The organism is Dactylosporangium maewongense (assembly GCF_039531485.1).
Classification (GTDB): domain Bacteria; phylum Actinomycetota; class Actinomycetes; order Mycobacteriales; family Micromonosporaceae; genus Dactylosporangium; species Dactylosporangium maewongense.
On sequence record NZ_BAAAQD010000009.1, the window covers coordinates 151,260 to 168,115 of the forward strand.

Annotated in this window: 17 protein-coding genes; 13 read left to right on the forward strand and 4 right to left on the reverse strand. The window is 71.1% G+C overall.

All coding sequences use genetic code 11. The annotated features are described in order from the left end of the window. Positions 1-139: 139 nt before the first annotated feature. From ABD332_RS23350 to ABD332_RS23375, 6 genes are all read left to right on the forward strand, one after another. Positions 140-454: a WXG100 family type VII secretion target gene (locus ABD332_RS23350; RefSeq protein ID WP_344504182.1), complete on the forward strand. Its 315-nt coding sequence runs from the start codon at positions 140-142 to the stop codon at positions 452-454. 24 nt (positions 455-478) lie between these two features. Then, positions 479-757 (forward strand): WXG100 family type VII secretion target, encoded by a 279-nt coding sequence (locus tag ABD332_RS23355; protein ID WP_344504183.1) that lies wholly within the window; start codon positions 479-481, stop codon positions 755-757. A gap of 115 nt (positions 758-872) precedes the next feature. Continuing rightward, a complete protein-coding gene (locus ABD332_RS23360) occupies positions 873-1,433 on the forward strand; it encodes a hypothetical protein (RefSeq protein WP_344504184.1) in 561 nt (186 codons plus the stop codon). A gap of 5 nt (positions 1,434-1,438) precedes the next feature. Next, entirely contained in the window at positions 1,439-2,788 is a 1,350-nt protein-coding gene (locus ABD332_RS23365) for a hypothetical protein (protein WP_344504185.1), read from the forward strand. 5 nt (positions 2,789-2,793) lie between these two features. Next, complete coding sequence (locus tag ABD332_RS23370) at positions 2,794-4,449, forward strand: S8 family serine peptidase (RefSeq protein WP_344504186.1); 1,656 nt, start codon at positions 2,794-2,796, stop codon at positions 4,447-4,449. Positions 4,450-4,531: 82 nt separating this feature from the next. Further along, positions 4,532-5,293 (forward strand): hypothetical protein, encoded by a 762-nt coding sequence (locus ABD332_RS23375; protein ID WP_344504187.1) that lies wholly within the window; start codon positions 4,532-4,534, stop codon positions 5,291-5,293. 387 nt (positions 5,294-5,680) lie between these two features. Here ABD332_RS23375 and mycP read toward each other — a convergent pair whose 3' ends face one another. Further along, positions 5,681-7,048, reverse strand: coding sequence for a type VII secretion-associated serine protease mycosin (gene mycP / locus ABD332_RS23380; protein WP_344504188.1), 1,368 nt, complete (start codon positions 7,046-7,048; stop codon positions 5,681-5,683). Positions 7,049-7,133: 85 nt separating this feature from the next. After that, complete coding sequence (locus ABD332_RS23385) at positions 7,134-8,147, reverse strand: zinc-dependent alcohol dehydrogenase (protein ID WP_344504189.1); 1,014 nt, start codon at positions 8,145-8,147, stop codon at positions 7,134-7,136. Positions 8,148-8,176: 29 nt separating this feature from the next. On the opposite strand from ABD332_RS23385, the gene ABD332_RS23390 reads away from it, so the two are divergent. Both ABD332_RS23390 and ABD332_RS23395 read left to right on the forward strand, forming a co-directional pair. After that, positions 8,177-9,895 (forward strand): dihydroxy-acid dehydratase, encoded by a 1,719-nt coding sequence (locus tag ABD332_RS23390; protein WP_344504190.1) that lies wholly within the window; start codon positions 8,177-8,179, stop codon positions 9,893-9,895. A gap of 117 nt (positions 9,896-10,012) precedes the next feature. Further along, on the forward strand, positions 10,013-10,393 hold the full coding sequence (locus ABD332_RS23395; protein WP_344504191.1) for a hypothetical protein: 381 nt from the start codon (positions 10,013-10,015) through the stop codon (positions 10,391-10,393). 143 nt (positions 10,394-10,536) lie between these two features. Here ABD332_RS23395 and ABD332_RS23400 read toward each other — a convergent pair whose 3' ends face one another. After that, a complete protein-coding gene (locus ABD332_RS23400; RefSeq protein WP_344504192.1) occupies positions 10,537-10,662 on the reverse strand; it encodes a hypothetical protein in 126 nt (41 codons plus the stop codon). A 596-nt stretch (positions 10,663-11,258) separates the two neighbouring features. Further along, positions 11,259-11,972 (reverse strand): DUF4386 domain-containing protein, encoded by a 714-nt coding sequence (locus tag ABD332_RS23405; protein ID WP_344504193.1) that lies wholly within the window; start codon positions 11,970-11,972, stop codon positions 11,259-11,261. A gap of 61 nt (positions 11,973-12,033) precedes the next feature. On the opposite strand from ABD332_RS23405, the gene ABD332_RS23410 reads away from it, so the two are divergent. The 5 genes from ABD332_RS23410 (at position 12,034) to ABD332_RS23430 (ending at position 16,766) form a co-directional block, all read left to right on the forward strand. Continuing rightward, the gene (locus ABD332_RS23410) at positions 12,034-12,519 is read left to right on the forward strand and encodes a MarR family winged helix-turn-helix transcriptional regulator (protein ID WP_344504194.1); all 486 of its coding nucleotides are present in this window, start codon (positions 12,034-12,036) and stop codon (positions 12,517-12,519) included. A 33-nt stretch (positions 12,520-12,552) separates the two neighbouring features. After that, positions 12,553-13,086: a hypothetical protein gene (locus tag ABD332_RS23415; protein ID WP_344504195.1), complete on the forward strand. Its 534-nt coding sequence runs from the start codon at positions 12,553-12,555 to the stop codon at positions 13,084-13,086. Positions 13,087-13,235: 149 nt separating this feature from the next. After that, positions 13,236-13,379, forward strand: coding sequence for a hypothetical protein (locus tag ABD332_RS23420; RefSeq protein WP_344504196.1), 144 nt, complete (start codon positions 13,236-13,238; stop codon positions 13,377-13,379). A gap of 1,203 nt (positions 13,380-14,582) precedes the next feature. After that, a complete protein-coding gene (locus tag ABD332_RS23425) occupies positions 14,583-14,840 on the forward strand; it encodes a hypothetical protein (protein ID WP_344504197.1) in 258 nt (85 codons plus the stop codon). Positions 14,841-14,891: 51 nt separating this feature from the next. After that, positions 14,892-16,766, forward strand: coding sequence for a collagen-like domain-containing protein (locus ABD332_RS23430; protein ID WP_344504198.1), 1,875 nt, complete (start codon positions 14,892-14,894; stop codon positions 16,764-16,766). Positions 16,767-16,856: the final 90 nt, after the last annotated feature.

The following is a 16,856-nucleotide window of genomic DNA, read 5'->3' on the forward strand; positions in this document are numbered from 1 at the left end:
GCGGTTCAGGGCTGCGCAATCTTGCGGGTCTCCGATACCGTCGCAGTGGAAACACCATCGTCGATGACCGCGGTGCCACCGTACGGGGGCTTTCCAAGTGCCTTGTCCCGCGGGACGGACTGAGAAGGGGTGAATTGGCGTGACGCAGCCGACGAGAGTCGATGCAGCGACCATGCACGCTGCCGCGAAGGACGTTCGTGCCACGCACGACACCGTCAACGGCAAGCTGAACGACCTGCGGGGCGCGATCGATGATCTCGTCGCCGCGTGGAAGGGTGAGGCCTCGTCCGGCTTCGCGCAGGTGATGACCCGCTGGGACCAGGACTCGGTGAAGCTGCTCACCGCCCTCAGCGACATCGCCGACCTCCTCGACAAGGGTGCCAACACGCACCAGGCAAACGAGGAGCAGCAGGCGGCGATGATGAACAAGTACGGCAACTCACTCAACTACTGACGGCCTGAGAGGCAGGGACTAGGGATGTCGTACTTCCAGACGAACTACGCCCAGATGGAGACTGCTTCGCAGACCATCCAGGGCATCTCCAAGACGATCGACACCGAGCTGGACACGCTGCGCCAGCGGCTGCAGAACATGACCTGGGACGGTAAGGACCGCGAGGCCTACAACGCCCACCAGGCGAAGTGGGACTCGGCCGTCCAGGACATGAACAACCTGCTCAACGAGATCGGTGGCGCCGTGGGGATCGCCCGCGCCAACTACATCACGACCGAGATGAACAACGCTCAGGTCTGGTAAGTAGCCACGACCGCGCATGTGGGGGGAGGGGCGTGGCACCAGGGGTCCCACCCCGATCCTGTCTCACGGCCTGTTTCATGACCAAGCGCGGTCCGCACTTCGAGAGGAAGGCGCCATGGGGGAACCGTCGTTGCCCAAGGACTCCGATGTCAATGTCGAACAGATCGACAAGCTGCCCGCACTCCTGAAGGAGCTGCAGGGCTATGTCGAGACGTACTGCATCGGGCAGATGACCAACATCCGCGAGCACCTGGACATGTCCGGCCTCAACATGGAGGACGTCGACATGAAGCTCAACGGGCAGGCGACACCCTTCGGCGGCTTCTACAGCGCGTTCGGCATCCAGGCCAAGGCCGACGGGGCGTACAAGTCGGTGAACAAGTCGCTGCACGAGCTCGCGAAGCACCTCGGCAAGATGATCGGCCCGACGGAGCAGATCGCGAAGAACTACCGCACCACCGAGGACCGCAACCACGCCAACATGGCGGACATCAAGAAGCTCCTCGACGCCGGCACATACACGCCGATCGACCAGACCGCGGTGGACAACCGCAACGAGACGGCCCCGGCCGCGCAGGACCCGCGCACAATTACGTCCCACACGACGACCCTGGCGCCCGGCTCGTTCGACGGGCAGCAGCACGGCGGCTCCGGCACCGGGACCACGGAGGTCTAGGGCACATGGGCGATGAGACCAACGTCGACGTCACCAGCTCGACGTACTCGAAACCCGCGGCGGCCAACGACGGCGGCTGGTTCGGCGACTCGTACGCCAACGAGGGCGACCCCTCCTGGGAGGACGTCATCGCGATGGTCGTCATCCCCGGCAGCCCCGCGCGTGTCAGGCAGGCGGCCGACGAGTGGACCGCGCTGCTGACCCGCCTCGGCGAGGTCGAGCGCGTGCTGAAGGCGGTTCAGGCGGACCTGGAGACCTGGAAGGGCCCGGGTGGCGAGGAATACCGCAACCACCTGACCACGATGATCACCAGCGTCCAGACCGTCCGCGACGACCACAGCAACCTGCCGCACTACCTGCACCTCGCCGCCGGCGACCTGGAAGGCGCCATCGCGAAGATCCCGATTCCCGACGACATGATCCACGAGGTCATGGCGGCGAAGCAGGGCTACATCGACAGCGGCATGATCTCCGACGCGTTCGGCCCCAACTCGATCTATCAGCATCTGCTGCCGGTGTACGGCAACAAGTGGTTCGACGAGGCGCGCGAGTTCTTCACCTGGGACTGGGCGTCCAACAAGCTGCGCGACTGGATCTCCTCCCAGGACGACAAGGCCAAGCAGGCCTACCACGAGTTGGCGGGCAAGCACGTTCGCACGATGGACTCGATCCCGGGCACCAACCCGGTGGACTACACCGACCCGCGCGAGCCCTTCAACCCGGACACGTTCGGCGGTGGCGGCGGAGGCGGCGGCGCGGGCGGCATGCCGAACGCCAAGATGCCCGGCGGCGGCAGCGGCATCCCGGGCGGCAGCGTCCCCGGCGTCGACGACATGACCGGCCCCGGCGGCATCGGCGACCCCAACCTGACCAACCCCGGCGGCGGCACCGGCTACGACCCCGACGACCTGCCCGGCAGCGGCCTGGCCGGCGTCGGCGGCGGCGGCATCACGGGCGCCGGCCCCGGCGCGGGCGGTCTCGGCCCCGGCATCGGCGGCATCGGCCCCGGCGGCGGCGGGCTCGGCGCCGGTGGTCTCGGCGCGGGCGGCCTCGGCCGTGGCCCGGGCGCGGGCGGCGGCATCGGCGGCATGGGCATGATGCCGGGTATGGCCGGCGCGGGTGCCGGCCGTGGCGCGGGGCGTAACGTCACCGGAGCGGGCGCGGGCAAGGGCGGCGTCCGTGGCGCCGGTGCCGGCGCGGGCCGTGGCGGCGCTGGAGGCTTCCGCGGAGGAATGATGCCCGGTGCCGCAGGCGGTGCCGGCCATGGAGAGGGCGAGGACCACACGACGTGGCTCCAAGAGGACGACGACCCGTGGGGCTCCGACAGCGAAGCGCCACCCTCGGTGCTGGGCTGACCCCTGTGCCGACGTTTTCCCGGACCGCCCCGGTGCGGCGGGTCGTGCAGCGGATGGCGGCCGTGGTCGCCGCCGGGGTCCTGCTCGGCGTGTCCGGCGGCGTCGGCGCGGGGATCGTCGCGCCGCAGGCGGCCCACGCCGACTCGGTGCGGGAGCGGGAGTGGTGGATCAGCTCGCTGAAGCTGACCCAGGCGCAGAAGGTCTCGCAGGGCGACGGGGTCGTCGTCGCCGTCATCGACTCCGGGGTCGAGGCCGGCCACCCCGACCTCAACGGCGCCGTCCTGCCCGGGACCGGCATGCTCGGCAGCACCAGCGAGAAGGGCTGGGACGACCCGAACGGTCACGGCACGCTCATCGCGGGCATCATCGCGGCGCGGGGCGGCAACAGCAACATGCAGATGCTCGGCATCGCGCCCAAGGCGAAGATCCTTCCGGTCGCGCTGCCGGTGCCCTTCACGGGCAGCATCAACGAGCCCATCCGGTATGCGGTCGACCACGGCGCGAAAATCATCAACATGTCCTTCGGCGGCAAGGGCGCGCAGCTGAAGGCGGACGAGGACGCCATCGCCTACGCCCGCTCCAAGGGCGCCATCCTCGTCGCCGCCGGCGGCAACACCACCCAGGGCGACGACCACGTGCCGCACCCAGGCAGCTACCCGGGCGTCATCACGGTCAACGGCACCGACCGCGACGGCAACCTGTGGAGCGGCGCGCTGCAGGACGACACCATGGAGATCGCGGCGCCGGCCCAGGACATCATCAGCACCCTCCCGAAGAAGGTCGCCCCGTCCGGCTACGGCACCGGCTCCGGCACGAGCAGCGCCACCGCCATGGTCTCCGGCGCGCTCGCCCTGATCTGGTCGAAGTACCCGAAGCTCGACGCGGCCAACGTCGTCAACCGCCTCTTCAAGACCGCCGTCGACAAGGGCCCCGCAGGCCGCGACGACCGGTTCGGCTTCGGTCTCATCGACCCTCTTGCCGCGCTTTCGGCCGATGTACCGGCAGTGACCGCCGACCCCCTCGGCCCCATCTCCGCCGGCACGGCGAGCGCGGCCCCGGGCGCCACCGGCGGCTCCGGCGACATCGACGACGGCCCCGGCACCCCGGCGACCCGAGCGGCCATCGTGGCCGGCGTGGCCCTCGTCGGCCTCACCATCCTCGTCCTCGCCATCGTCCTGCCCCTCCGCGCCATGAACCGCCGCCGCGAACGCACCGCCGCCGCAGCCCGCGGCTACCCCCCACCCGGCGCCACGGGCCCCTTCGGCCCACCCGGTCCACCTGGCGCTCCGGGGCAGTTCGGTGCGCGGGGCCCGTCCGGTCCCCCCGGCGCCCCTGGGCAGTTCGGCCGGCCCGGTCACCCGCCGCAGACGTATCCACCGACCGGATCCATCACCGGCCAGTACCCAGGCGGACCCGCGACAGGCCAGCACCCGCCCGCCGGCTACCAGACCGGCCCCGTGACCCCGGCCGGCTACCAAACCGAGGCGATCACAGGTCACCAGCCACCAGCCGGTCAAACCCACGACCCGAACCGCCCGCCCACCGCACAGTTCCCCGCCCCCGGCGACCAGTCGAACGGCACCACCGAGTTCCCGACAACCGGCCAGCCCCCACAGCCACCCCGCCCACCCCGCTGGGAACCACCGCAAGACCAACGCTGACCGCCAACCCAACCCCCGGCGGGTGAGATCCCACCGGATCCACCCGCCGCCCACGTTCGGGCGTGACACCTATGCTCCGCTCGTGAGCACCCACCACTCGATCGTCGTCGCCAGGTCCACGACCCCGTTGCCGTTGCTGCCGGAGGTTTGTAGCGCGTTCGGCACGGGCTGCTTCAATCTCGTGCTGTTCGGGGACGGCTGGCAGATGGCCGAGATGACCGTCTGGCCCCACCAGTGGCCCACCGTCGGGGCCGGTCCAGGGCCGATCGCCGCCGCGACCGGTGCGCCGGTCCTGGCCGCCTGGATCTCCGACACCGCCTGTGCGCAGATGGCGGCCGATGTCCCCGGCGGCCCTTCGTGGACCGCGCATCTGGTCGACGAAGGGCGGCAGGACTGCGGCTTCGACCACGAGATCTTCAACACCCTGCGGTCGCCCGGCCCCGAGCAGCCGCCGGCCGATCACCACCGGCTCGCCGTCGATCTGGCCGCGTGGTCCGCGGCGGCCGGCCGCACCACCACGGCGGAACGTATCGAGGCGGTGCTCCGTAACGAGAACATGCTGCTGGAGCACCGGTACCGCGCGATGGTCGGTGAGTTGGGTCTCGGCGCCGGTGTCGCGTTCGAACGCTCGTCCTGGACCGATGACCGCATTCGCACGGCGTGGTCGGAAGGGTTCGCCGCCAGTTACGAGATCCCGACGCCGTGGAACCGGCGGTCGAAGGCGTCACCGCGCTCCACCGCACTGGTCGCGTTCCTGGAACTGCACGACGCGGCCAAGTTCGATCCGGCCATCACCGAGGCCGACCTCGTCACGCATGCCGAGAAGGCGCTCGCTTCGGGCTAGCGACGTGGTGGTACGGCCTCCACACCACCAACGACCACACGCGTGGCCGATACCCGGCTGACCGCAGACCCTGCGCAGGCCGACAAGACAACGGTGCACCGGGCGGCCGACAACGCCAAGTTTGCAGGTGGGTGGGGCGGCGATCGTGGCCTGGGCGGCAGCGGCCGGGTCTCGTGCCGATGTCTGAAGACCAACGCGGGCACGGGAATGCTGCTTGAGTGGGTGGCACGTCGATCGCGGCCGGACGTAGCTCATGCCCTCACGCGGGGTCGGGCGACCCGGACCTGTACCAGCGGACATGAACCGACGGGCGTGTGGGTGGCGACGGGTCGTACGGGCGCCGCACGAACGGTGGCGAGGGGGTTGTGGGTGTCCGGTGGGGGAGGGTCAGCGGCCGCCGCTGGAGGAGGTTGGCATGCTCAGGGAGCGGGAGGCGTTGGCCAGGCCGCGGGAGGATTGGGTGCGGTGGACGGTCGGGGGGCGGACGTTCATCGGGCCGATCGTCGGCTCGAACCGGTCCTGTCCGGCGCGGCGGGGCTCCTGATGACCGGCCGCTGCCGCGGGGGCGCCGTGGAGCCTGCGGCGGGCGCGTTGCACGAGCAGGCCGGACCAGATCAGCGCGGTCGTGACCACCGCGGCGAACGCGACCCAGATCGCCGGCAGCGACGACTCCGCGGCCGACCGGGCGCTCTCGGGGCCGAGGCCGGCGCCGCCCTGACGGGTGGTCTCGGGTGGGGCGGCGCCGTCGAGGAGGGCGGCGACGGCACGGTACGGGTTCACGGTGCCGAACCCGACCTGCGGGTCGCGGCCGCCGGGCGGCTGGTCGGCGGTGGCGGTGATCCGGTCCGCGATCTGCTGCGGAGTCATCTCGGGGTAGTAGGCGCGCAGGAGGGCCGCGGTGCCGGCGACATACGGTGCGGCGAAGCTCGTCCCGCCGCCGGTCCGCATGCCGAACCCGCCGCCCTGCGGTGCCGGGCCTTCGATGTTCACGCCGGGCGCGGCGACGTCGACGTAGTCACCGGACGTGGACGTGGACACGTGCTTGTCCTGCTCGTCGACGCCGGCGACCGCGATCACGCCGTCATATGCCGCCGGATACGCCGGCTGGTTGGCGTTGGTGTTGGCGCCGTCGTTGCCGGCGGCGGCGACCACGATGACGTTGCGGCTCAGGGCGCGGGCGACGGACGCGGCGAGCTTCGGCGTCGGCTGCGTCACCAGCGACAGGTTGATCACGCCGGCGCCGTGGTCGACGGCATAGTCGATGGCGTCGGCGATGGTGTTGGGCAGCTCCTGGTCGAAGCTCTTCCGGTCGTCCTCCAGGACGCGGATCGGCAGGATCTTCGAGGCGGGCGCGACACCGTAGAACCCGTTGCCGGGCAAGCGGAGCCCGGCGATGATCCCCGCCACGAACGTGCCGTGCGCGGCCTGGTCGCAGTCGCCGACCCCGCCGGGCTGCACGTAGTCCTTGCCGGGCAGGACCTGGTCCTTCAGCGACGGGTGCGTGGTCGACACGCCGGAGTCGATGACGGCGACGATGACCCCCTCACCCTTCGTCATCGGCCAGGCCAGCTCGGGGTGCAGGCGCTTGAGGGGCCACGGGGTCTCGGTGAGCTTGTTGGGGAACGTCGCCCCGCACGCAGACGGCGCCGCGACGGCCATCTGGGGCGCCGCGAACGGGACCGGGGTCACGACCAGCGCACAGGTCGCGAGCAGCCCGGCGACCGCCCGAACGCCGATCCGTCGAAGTTGCCGCACGTGCCACAGGTTAGCGGTTCCCCGCCGCCCGATGCTGCCCTGGCCGGTGTGCCCTGTGGACAACGGGGTGCTTGTGGACGACGCGTCACAGGGAAGGGTCGATGTGGACCTTCGGGGCGGCGCCCCACGCGGCCGGCCGGGCGGGGGACAGGGCGGCCGCCGCCTCCGACAGGCCGATCGTCGCCGCGACCAGGGGGCGCGGGTCGACGGCCCCGGAGGCGTACAGCTCGACGGTGCCGGCCAGCCCGCCGGACGCGCTGAGCACGCCGACCGCGGTCACGTCCTTCAACGCGAGGGTCCGCGAGTCGAGCAGGCTCGGTGTGCCGGACAGCCCGATGTACACGACCCGGCCGCCCGGCTCCACGAGGTCGAGCGCGGCCGCCGGCGACGTCGCCGCGTTGGAGGCGTCGACGACCGCGTCCCAGCGCAGCGCCGGCAGCGTGGCGGCGGTCCACACCGCGCCGCAGCCGAGCCCGCGGGCGAACTCGACCGACGCGGCCGTCACGCCCAGCAGGTGCACCTCGACGCCCTGCGCGGCGGCGATCTGCGCGACGAGCAGCCCGATGGTGCCGGGCCCGAGGACGAGCAGCCGCTCGCCGGCCCGGACGCCGGCGCCGCGGACCGCGCGCAGGGCGTTGCCGCCGGGCTCGACGAGCGCGCCGAGCGTCGGCCCGACCTGCGGCGGCAGCGCCTGCAGCGCCCGGGCCGGGACGAGGAGCCGCTCGGCGAGAGCACCGGGCCACCCGTGGCGGATGCCGATCTCGTGCCTGTGCGCGCAGAGATGCTGGCGCCCGCTCGTACACCTGAAGCAGCCGCCACAACCGAGCATGGTGTCTCCCGTGACGCGCCGGCCGACCCAGGCCGCGTCGACGCCGGGGCCGGCCTCGCGGACCACGCCGGACCACTCGTGCCCGATCCGGATGGGGTATTCGGCCTGGCCGTCGTGCAGGTACGACATCTCGCCGGTGAAGAACTCGACGTCGGTGCCGCACACGCCGGCGCGCTCCACGTCGACGACGACCTGTCCCGCCCCGGCGACCGGCTCCGGGACGTCCTGGACCTCGGCCCGGCCGGGACCGATGATGACGAATGCGCGCACGTTCCCCATCTTCCGCCGAAGCAGGTGCCATGACACGACTGCGCAGCGCCGACTGGTACGCCGGCGACGACCGCAACGCGTACATCCACCGCGCCTGGATGCGGCGCGGCCTGCCAGCCGACGCGCTCGACGGCAGCCGGCCCCAGATCGCGATCGCCAACACCGCCTCCGACCTGACGCCGTGCAACCGCCACCTCGACGAGGTCGCCGAGCACGTCGCCCGCGGCGTCTGGGAGGCCGGCGGCGTCCCGCACAACCTGCCCGTCGTCTCCCTCGGCGAGACCCAGGTCCGCCCGACCGCGATGCTGTGGCGCAACATGGCGGCGATGGCGATCGAGGAGATGCTGCGCGCCAACCCCATCGACGGCGTGGTCCTCCTCGGCGGCTGCGACAAGACGATCCCGGCGCTGCTCATGGCGGCCGCGTCGGTCGACCTGCCGGCCCTGGTCGTCCCCGGCGGCCCGATGCTCACCGGCACCTTCCGGGGCACGCCGCTCGGCTGCGGCACCGATGTCTGGCGGTTGTCGGAGGAGGTACGGGCGGGGACACTCACCTCGCAAGGCTTCCTGGACTCCGAGTCGTCGATGATCCGCAGCCGCGGGCACTGCAACACGATGGGCACAGCGTCGACCATGGGCCTGCTCGCCGAGGCGCTCGGCATGACACTGCCCGGCACCGCCGGCATCCCCGCCGCCGACAGCCGGCTGCTCGCCCACGCGCACGCGTCGGGGCGGCTCGCCGTCGACCTCGTGCACGCCGAGCGCCGCCCGTCGACCGTCATGACCGCCGAGTCCTTCCACAACGCGATCGTCACGCTCGCGGCGACGGGCGGGTCCACCAACGCCGTGGTGCATCTGCTCGCGATCGCCGGTCGTCTGGGTGTACCGCTGTGCCTCGACGACTTCGACCGCATCGGCGCCGGCGTGCCGCTGCTGGTGGACCTGCAGCCGGCGGGGCGGTTCCTCATGGAGGACCTCCATCGGGCCGGCGGCCTCGCCGCGGTCCTGTCCGAGGTGCCGGACCTGCTGTCGCCCGCTGCGCTCTCCGTCACCGGCGCGCCGTTCGTGTCGTCGCTGGAGGGCGCGTCCATCTGGGACAACTCGGTCATCCGGCCGCGAGCGGATCCTGTACTGCCTGCCGCCGGGATCGCTGTGCTGCGCGGCAACCTGGCCCCCGCCGGCGCGATCATCAAGCCCGCCGCCGCGACGCCCGCCCTGCTCCAGCACCGCGGCCCGGCGCTCGTCTTCGACTCCATCGAGGACTTCCACGCCCGCATCGACGACCCGCTGCTGGACGTGGATGCGTCGACTGTTCTTGTACTGCGTGGCTGCGGCCCGAAGGGCTACCCGGGCATGCCGGAGGTGTCCAACATGCCGCTGCCCGAGAAGCTCCTGCGCGCCGGCGTCCGCGACATGGTCCGCATCTGCGACGGCCGGATGAGCGGCACCGCGTACGGCACCGTCGTCCTCCACGTCGCCCCCGAGGCCGCGGCCGGCGGCCCCCTCAACCGCATCCGCACCGGCGACATGATCGTCCTGGACGTCCCCGGCCGCACACTCACCGTCGACGTGCCCCAGGCCGAGCTCGACGCCCGCCCGCCGTCCCAGGCGCTCCTCGACGCCCTGGCTCGCCCCACTCGCGGCTGGGAACGCCTCTACGTCGACACCGTCCTCGGCGCGGACACGGGCGCCGACTGCTCGTTCCTGCTCGGCTCTTCCGGCCCCCAGGTCAGCCGCGAATCCCACTGACCCGGGCCCGGCGGCGCTGGCACGTTTCCGTGATTCGGCGAGGTCAGCGGCTCCGTAATGTTTGGTGCATCGCAAGGAACACTTCGCGAACCACCGACATACATAAAGGGATTTGAGATGAGCGAGTACGGCGAGATCGAGACGGGCGAGCAGCACGAGGCGTTGGACCAGCTGCACCAGGTCGACGCGAGTGAGAGCAGCTATGACTCGCAGTTCGGGGTGTACGAGCAGGACCACGCGGCGGCTGAGTCGACGTCGTTCGATCAGGGTCACCAGGTGTCGTACACGGACCCGAGCGGTGCGCGGTACGAGGAGTCGGACTTCACCTCCTACGACCACTCGTCGGTCGAGACGGACCACGTGTTCGCCGCCGAGGGTTCGGAGTCGGCGTCCTCGAGCGAGTTCCACCAGCTCGAAGCGCTGCGTGCCCAGCTGGACTCGGCGTTCGCCCAGGCGACCGTGGTCCAGGACGGCCCGGCCGGGATCGCCGCCTCCTGAACAACAGCAACGGCAGCAACAGCAACGACAACAACTGCAGATGCGTGAACCCCCAGCAGCGGTGCCGGTCAGCCTGAGACATGGCGGGCCGGCACTGACTCGTTTCTGGCCAGCCACGCAGCCGAACTCACCTCAGGACGAACTCACCCGGTGTACGGATCCACAGCGTCGACTGGCTGCTGTTTGGCGGCGGGCACGTCGATCCGGACCGTGGTCGCAGCGTTGCCGATCGCGTTCCAGACCTCCATGCGGACACAGCCGTTGCTCATCAACCCGAGGCTGCCGGAGGAGAACGCCCTGCAGCTCGTTGGGGGTGGAACACCTGCACGAGGAGTCCACCGCCTGCGTGTACATCTCCGTCCCCGCCACCGGTCGGTGACGAAGCACTGGTACATCTCCACGGATCCCCTGTACATCTCCACGAGTCCCCGGCCTGCCGCGAGACGCATGCTGCCCAGCACCGCGCGAGCGTTCCCCGGCGTGACGATCGACTCGGTCAGTGCGCTCGGCTGGCTCGTCGTGAGGTGCATGTTGGCCCGGCACCGTGTGAGCATGCCCGGCGTGACGACCGGCTTCGGTCGTCGCGCTCGGATGCGGTGAGGCGCCGGGGCGGATCGTCGGTTGTCACGTGGTGGTGCTGGAGTGGCGGTGGAGCGGGAGCTTGAAGCCCGCGGTCGTGAGGTGCATGTTGGCCCGGCACCGCGTGAGTGCTCCCCGGGGGTGACGATCGGCTTCGGTCAGTGCGCTTGGATGGCTCGTCGCGAGGCGCATGCCGGCCGGTGCCGCGCGAGCATGCCCCGGTGTGACGATCGGCTTCGGTCGGCGCGCTTGGACGCGGTGAGGCGCCGGGGTGGACCGTCGGTTGTCACGTGGTGGTGCCGGAGCGGCGGTGGAGCGGGAGCTTGAAGCCCGCGGTGATCAGCCAGGCGAGGGCGGTGAACCTTGCGACCGGCAGCAGGTACGTGGCGGGCTCGAGTAAGAGGCCCAGTGTGGCGAGCTCGGCGACGGCGGCGATGGTCAGGCCGGCCCAGGCGAGCCAGCGGGGCAGCAGGCCCGCGAGGAGGCCCGGGACCGCGATCCCGGCGAGCAGCAGGCCCAGCGGCACCACGTGGCCGGGGCCGCCGGTGGCGAAGGCGAGCAGCTGCAGGAGGCGGATGACCTCGGGGTCGGTGGTCGCGGCCGGCTGGGAGAGGGTCCAGCTGACGAGGCCGGAGAAGGCCATGAAGGCGGCGGCGAGCAGGCCGCCGGCGAGCGCGATGGTGGCGCCCGGGGCGCGGATGCCGAGGCGGTGCAGGCGGGCCGAGGCGGTCGCCGCGTAGATGGCGAGGGGGATGGCGGCGGCGAACTGGAGCGTGCCGCCGACACGCACAGCGAGCTCGTGGTCCTGGAAATACGCGACGATCTGCGCCGCGTCGCCGAACGGTGACGGGAACGGGGTCCCGTCGGCCAGCACGGTGCCGAGCACCAGGCCGGCGATGAACAGGGCGGTGACGACGACGCCGAGAACGCCGAGCGGTGGGCCGCCTTGGTCAGGCCGGGAAACCGGCCCGGCGGCAGCCTGGACAGCAGGCGTGGCCATGATGTGATCCCTTCACGAGATGAATGGTTCAGTTGAGTGAATTATTCAGTACACTAGCGCTGTGACTAGTCCTGGGCAACCCCCGCAGGGTGCGGCGTTTCTCGTCGCGCAGGTCGGTGCGCACGCCGCCGGCAGGTTCGCCGAGCGTGTCGAAGCGCTGGGGCTGACGCCGCCCGAGGTCGGGCTGTTGCGCATGATCGCCGGGGAGCCGGGGCGGAGTCAGCAGTCGGTGGCGGCCGACATGGGTGTGGTGCCGAGCCGCGTGGTGGCGATCCTCGACACGCTCGACCACAAGGGGCTCGTCGAGCGGCGGCCCGGCGTGAGCGACCGGCGGCATCACGCGCTGCACCTCACCGACGACGGCCGGCAGGTGCTCATGGAGATGCGACAGCTCGCCCGCGCGCACGACGAGGATCTCTGTGCCGCACTCGACCCTGACGAGCGGGCGCAGCTCGCCGGGTTACTGCAGCGCATCGCCGACCAGCAGGGTCTCACTCCCGGTGTACATCCCGGCTACCGTCAGCTGAGCGCGAAGCGCAGGCGCTGACGTGAGCCAGTGCATCCACTACGGTCTACGACCATGACGGCACCACAGCGCGCTGAGTTCACGGCGGCAGGCATGGGGGCCCGGGTCATGGCGCTCGTCGGCGCCCTGGCCGCGGTGCTCGCCATGAGCATGCCGTGGGCCAGCGAGGACAACACGGGCGTCGCTGAGACCGGCGAGGTCCTGTTGATGCGCGGCGGTGTCGAGTGGACCGGCTGGGGCATCTACGGCGCGAGCCGCCTGGACGGGCACCGCCCCGTGTCGCTGACCGTGGCGATGATTCTCATCGCGGGCACGGTGGTGCTCGCGCTCGCGGCGTGGGTGGCGTTCGAACGGACTCGCCGACGGTGGTTACCCCCGGCGACGGCCGCCGCTGCCGTGATCATGCTGGTCGTCAGCTTCCCCGGCCTGGAGGGCGTCAACGGGCGGTTCGGCACCGGCCACATCACGACGACCGAGTTCGGCATCGTCGTCTGGCGCCTCGCCGTGGCCGCGGTAGCCCTCGGCTCGACCCGCCTCGCGCTGTTACAGGAGGAGGCCGCGCAGCCGCTGCGCCACGACGCCGCCTGATACCTCGGCACCGATACCTGTCCTGCGACGGCTCCATCGCTGACGGGTGCCGCACCCCGAGCGGTGGACGACGGGCTGTGTTGGCCAGCAGGCGGGGCCGCGGCAGTGTCCGTGTTGGGGTCGGATGGCGGTGGCACCGCGGTGTCAGGATGCCGGCGGCGCTGAAGGTCCTCCCCGACGCCGCGGTCGGCGACGAACCCGAACTCGTCGCGAAGGTCGTGCTGCCGGTGGATCGGGTTTGGTGGTGCGGGTTCTTCGTGGGTGGTGCGAGCTGTGGTGGTGGTCGGCGGTAGTGGTGGTGGTCGGGGTGGAGGCGGGTGTGGTGGTGTTGGCCCGCGGCGATGTAGGCCTGCGGTGATGTAGGCCTGCGGTGGTGTGGGCCTGCGGTGGTGTGGGCCTGCGATGGTGTCGCCTCGCGGTGGTGTGGGCTCGCGGTGGTGTGGGCCTGCGGTGGTGAATTGGTGCGGTGGTGTGGGGAACGGCAGGCGTGTGAACGGGCTGGAATTGTGTTGCGCTGCGGTGGCGTTGCGGTCTTGCGGGGCGGGGGCGGCGGCCGGGGTGCTGGCAATCCCGTGGTTCGGTGCTTCTGGGGTGGCGAACGCTGAAGGGTCTGGTGCCGAGCTCCGCGCCGTCGTCCTGCGCGCCGTCGTCCTGCGCCCCCGACCTGACCGGGTGAGGCCGGCTGGGGCTGAGGTATCTGAGGTGGGCGAACGCTGTCGTGTCTGGCGCTCGTGGGTTGTCGGAGCGGGGTCGGGCGGTGTGGTGATCGAAGGATGGGGTTGGTCGTGGTGGCGGCCAGGACTGTCCTGCGATCGAGGCGGTGGTGGGAAGGGCGGTGTCGGTGCTGGGCGGCTCTTGTCGTTGTGCGCCGGTGCGGGTGAAGTTGCTGTGCGGCAGGGGCGGTGTTCGAGGCGGGTGGTGGTGGGGGTTGTCGGTGGCGTCGGTATTGAGGGCGTGGTGGGGGTTGTCGGTGGCGTCGGTATTGAGGGCGTGGTGGGGGTTGTCGGTGGCGTTGGTATTGAGGGCGTGGTGAGGGCCGATGTTGCTGGTGGTGGTTGACGAAGCCGCGCCGGGCTGGATGTCGTCGCGGCGGTCGGTGCGGGATGTGCTGCGGTGCTGTGGTGGCGGTGAGTGTTGGGTGGGGGGTGCTGTGGGCCGTTTTGTGAAGGTTTGGCTGGGTGGTGTCACTCTCTGTGGTTGGGTTTGCGCGGTGGGGGAGGGGTTGTCATCTGACTGGGGTGGTGGGGTGCCACTCGGTTGCTGACAACCTCGTCGCACCCGGGCGGCTACCTTAAGTGGACCAGCCGCACAGGCTGGCGGGAAGCAGTGATCCGCCGGGCGTCTTTGGTCGCCAGTTTGGTCCGGTGGGGAGCGAGTGGCGAAACCGGGCCCGTGTTCAGGTGAGTATTCGCGGGGGAACCGGTGTGCGTATTTTTGCGCCCTCATGAGCAGCAGTGAATCGCTGACGTAAAACGCGTTCCACATTCTTGCCCTCGGTGATTCGAGGGTTTCTCAAGCGTGCCGTGCTGCGGCGGGAGCGGGGGTTTTCCGTGCTGAAGAAAGCTGTGATGGGCTTCGGGGCCGCTGTTGCCGCGGTGGCGCTGGGGGCCGTGATCTACCTGGCGGCGGCGCATCAGACGCCGGCGGCGGATGCCGGTGTTGTTTCCCGGCCCGCTAGTCGGAGCGAGTTGCAGCCGCCGCCGAAACCGGAACTGCTGAAGCCGTCCGAGCGCGTCGTCGTCACCAGTAAATAGCGAAGCAAGTCGTCACCGATAAACGTACCGCCCCCAGATTAGGAGAACTGCGTGTTCCGCTCGAAGAAGCAGAAGATCGCCGCCATCGGTGCGACCGCCGCGGCTGTGCTCGTCGGTGTCGGCGCTGCCGCTTACGGTGCTGTGCCGGCCAGCAACACCGGTGTCATCACCGGGTGCCGGGACAAGAACACCAGCGCGCTGCGTGTCATCGACTACCAGGCCGGCTCGCGGTGCCGGAGCAGCGAGCAGATGGTGCAGTGGAACCAGACCGGGCCCAAGGGTGCTACCGGCGCGACGGGTGCCACCGGCGCCGTCGGCGCGACCGGCGCCACCGGCCCGAAGGGTGCTACCGGCGCGACCGGTGCCACCGGCGCGAAGGGTGCGACGGGCGCGACGGGCGCCACCGGCGCGAAGGGTGCCACAGGTGCGACGGGTGCCACTGGCGCGACTGGCGCCCAGGGGGCGGCCGGCGCGACTGGCGCACAGGGTGCCAAGGGCGAGACGGGTGCGGCCGGCGCGACCGGCGCTCAGGGCGCCAAGGGCGAGAACGGTGCCACTGGCGCCACCGGTGCCCAGGGTGCGCAGGGCGCTCAGGGTGCTCAGGGCGAGAAGGGCGAGGCGGGCGCTCAGGGCGCTCAGGGCGCCCAGGGTGCTCAGGGTGCTCAGGGCGAGAAGGGTGAGACCGGCGCGCAGGGTGCTCAGGGCGAGACTGGCGCCCAGGGAGCACAGGGAGCCCAGGGTGAGAAGGGCGAGACCGGTGCCACCGGTGCCCAGGGTGCTCAGGGTGCTCAGGGTGCTCAGGGTGCTCAGGGCGAGAAGGGTGAAACCGGTGCGACCGGTGCCCAGGGTGCTCAGGGCGAGACCGGTGCGACCGGTGCCCAGGGCGCGCAGGGTGAGAAGGGCGAGACTGGCGCAACCGGTGCTCAGGGTGAGAAGGGCGAAACCGGTGCGACCGGCGCCCAGGGTGCTCAGGGTGCTCAGGGTGCTCAGGGGGAGAAGGGCGAGACCGGTGCGACCGGTGCGACCGGTGCCCAGGGCGAGAAGGGCGAGACCGGCGCCCAGGGTCTCCAGGGCATCCCCGGCATCAACGGCAAGGACGGCGACCCGGGTCCCAAGGGCGAGCAGGGTGAGAAGGGCGAGACCGGCGCCGCCGGTGCGGCCGGCGCGCAGGGTGAGAAGGGCGAGCAGGGCATCCAGGGTCTTCAGGGCATCCAGGGCATGCCCGGCCTGAGCGCGTACGACCTGGCCCTCGCCAACGACCCCACCATCGGCACGGTGCAGGAGTGGCTCGCCTCGCTGGTGGGTGTGAACGGTGTCGACGGCAAGGACGCGTACCAGCTCGCGGTCGACATGAACGCGTTCACCGGCACGCCGGAGGAGTGGCTGGCCTCCCTCAAGGGCAAGGACGGCGCCGCCGGTGCCGCGGGTGCGACCGGCGCCCAGGGCGCCGCGGGTGCGGCCGGCGCGACCGGTGCCACGGGTGCCACCGGTGCACAGGGGCCTGCGGGTGCGGCCGGCGCGAACGGCTCGGTCTGGCTGACCGGCACGGGTGCCCCGGCGGGTGCGAACGGCGCGGTCGGCGACATGTACCTCGACACCGCGACGTACAACCTCTACAAGAAGACCGCCGCGACCACCTGGACGCCGAGCGGCAACATCAAGGGCGCGGCGCCCACGGCGACGTCCTCGACGAAGCCCGGCACGCTCAACATCGGCAGCGGCACGTCGACGAACAACGTCCTGAACGTCACGTGCGACAACGCGGGCATCGCGATGGTCGGCACGTGGAGCGAGACCGGCTCGGGCAACGTGACGCAGTCCAGCAGCAAGCAGTCGACGGACGGCAAGACCTGGCAGTTCACCTTCACGCACAGCGGCAGCTCCAACTCCGTGAGCGCGCTGGTCACCTGCGTCAGCTTCGGCTGAATCGCCAAGGCTTAACCGCCAAGGCTTAACCGCCAAGGCTTAACCGCCAAGAGCAAAGAGCACGGACCACGGTGTGGGCCCCGGTGAAGA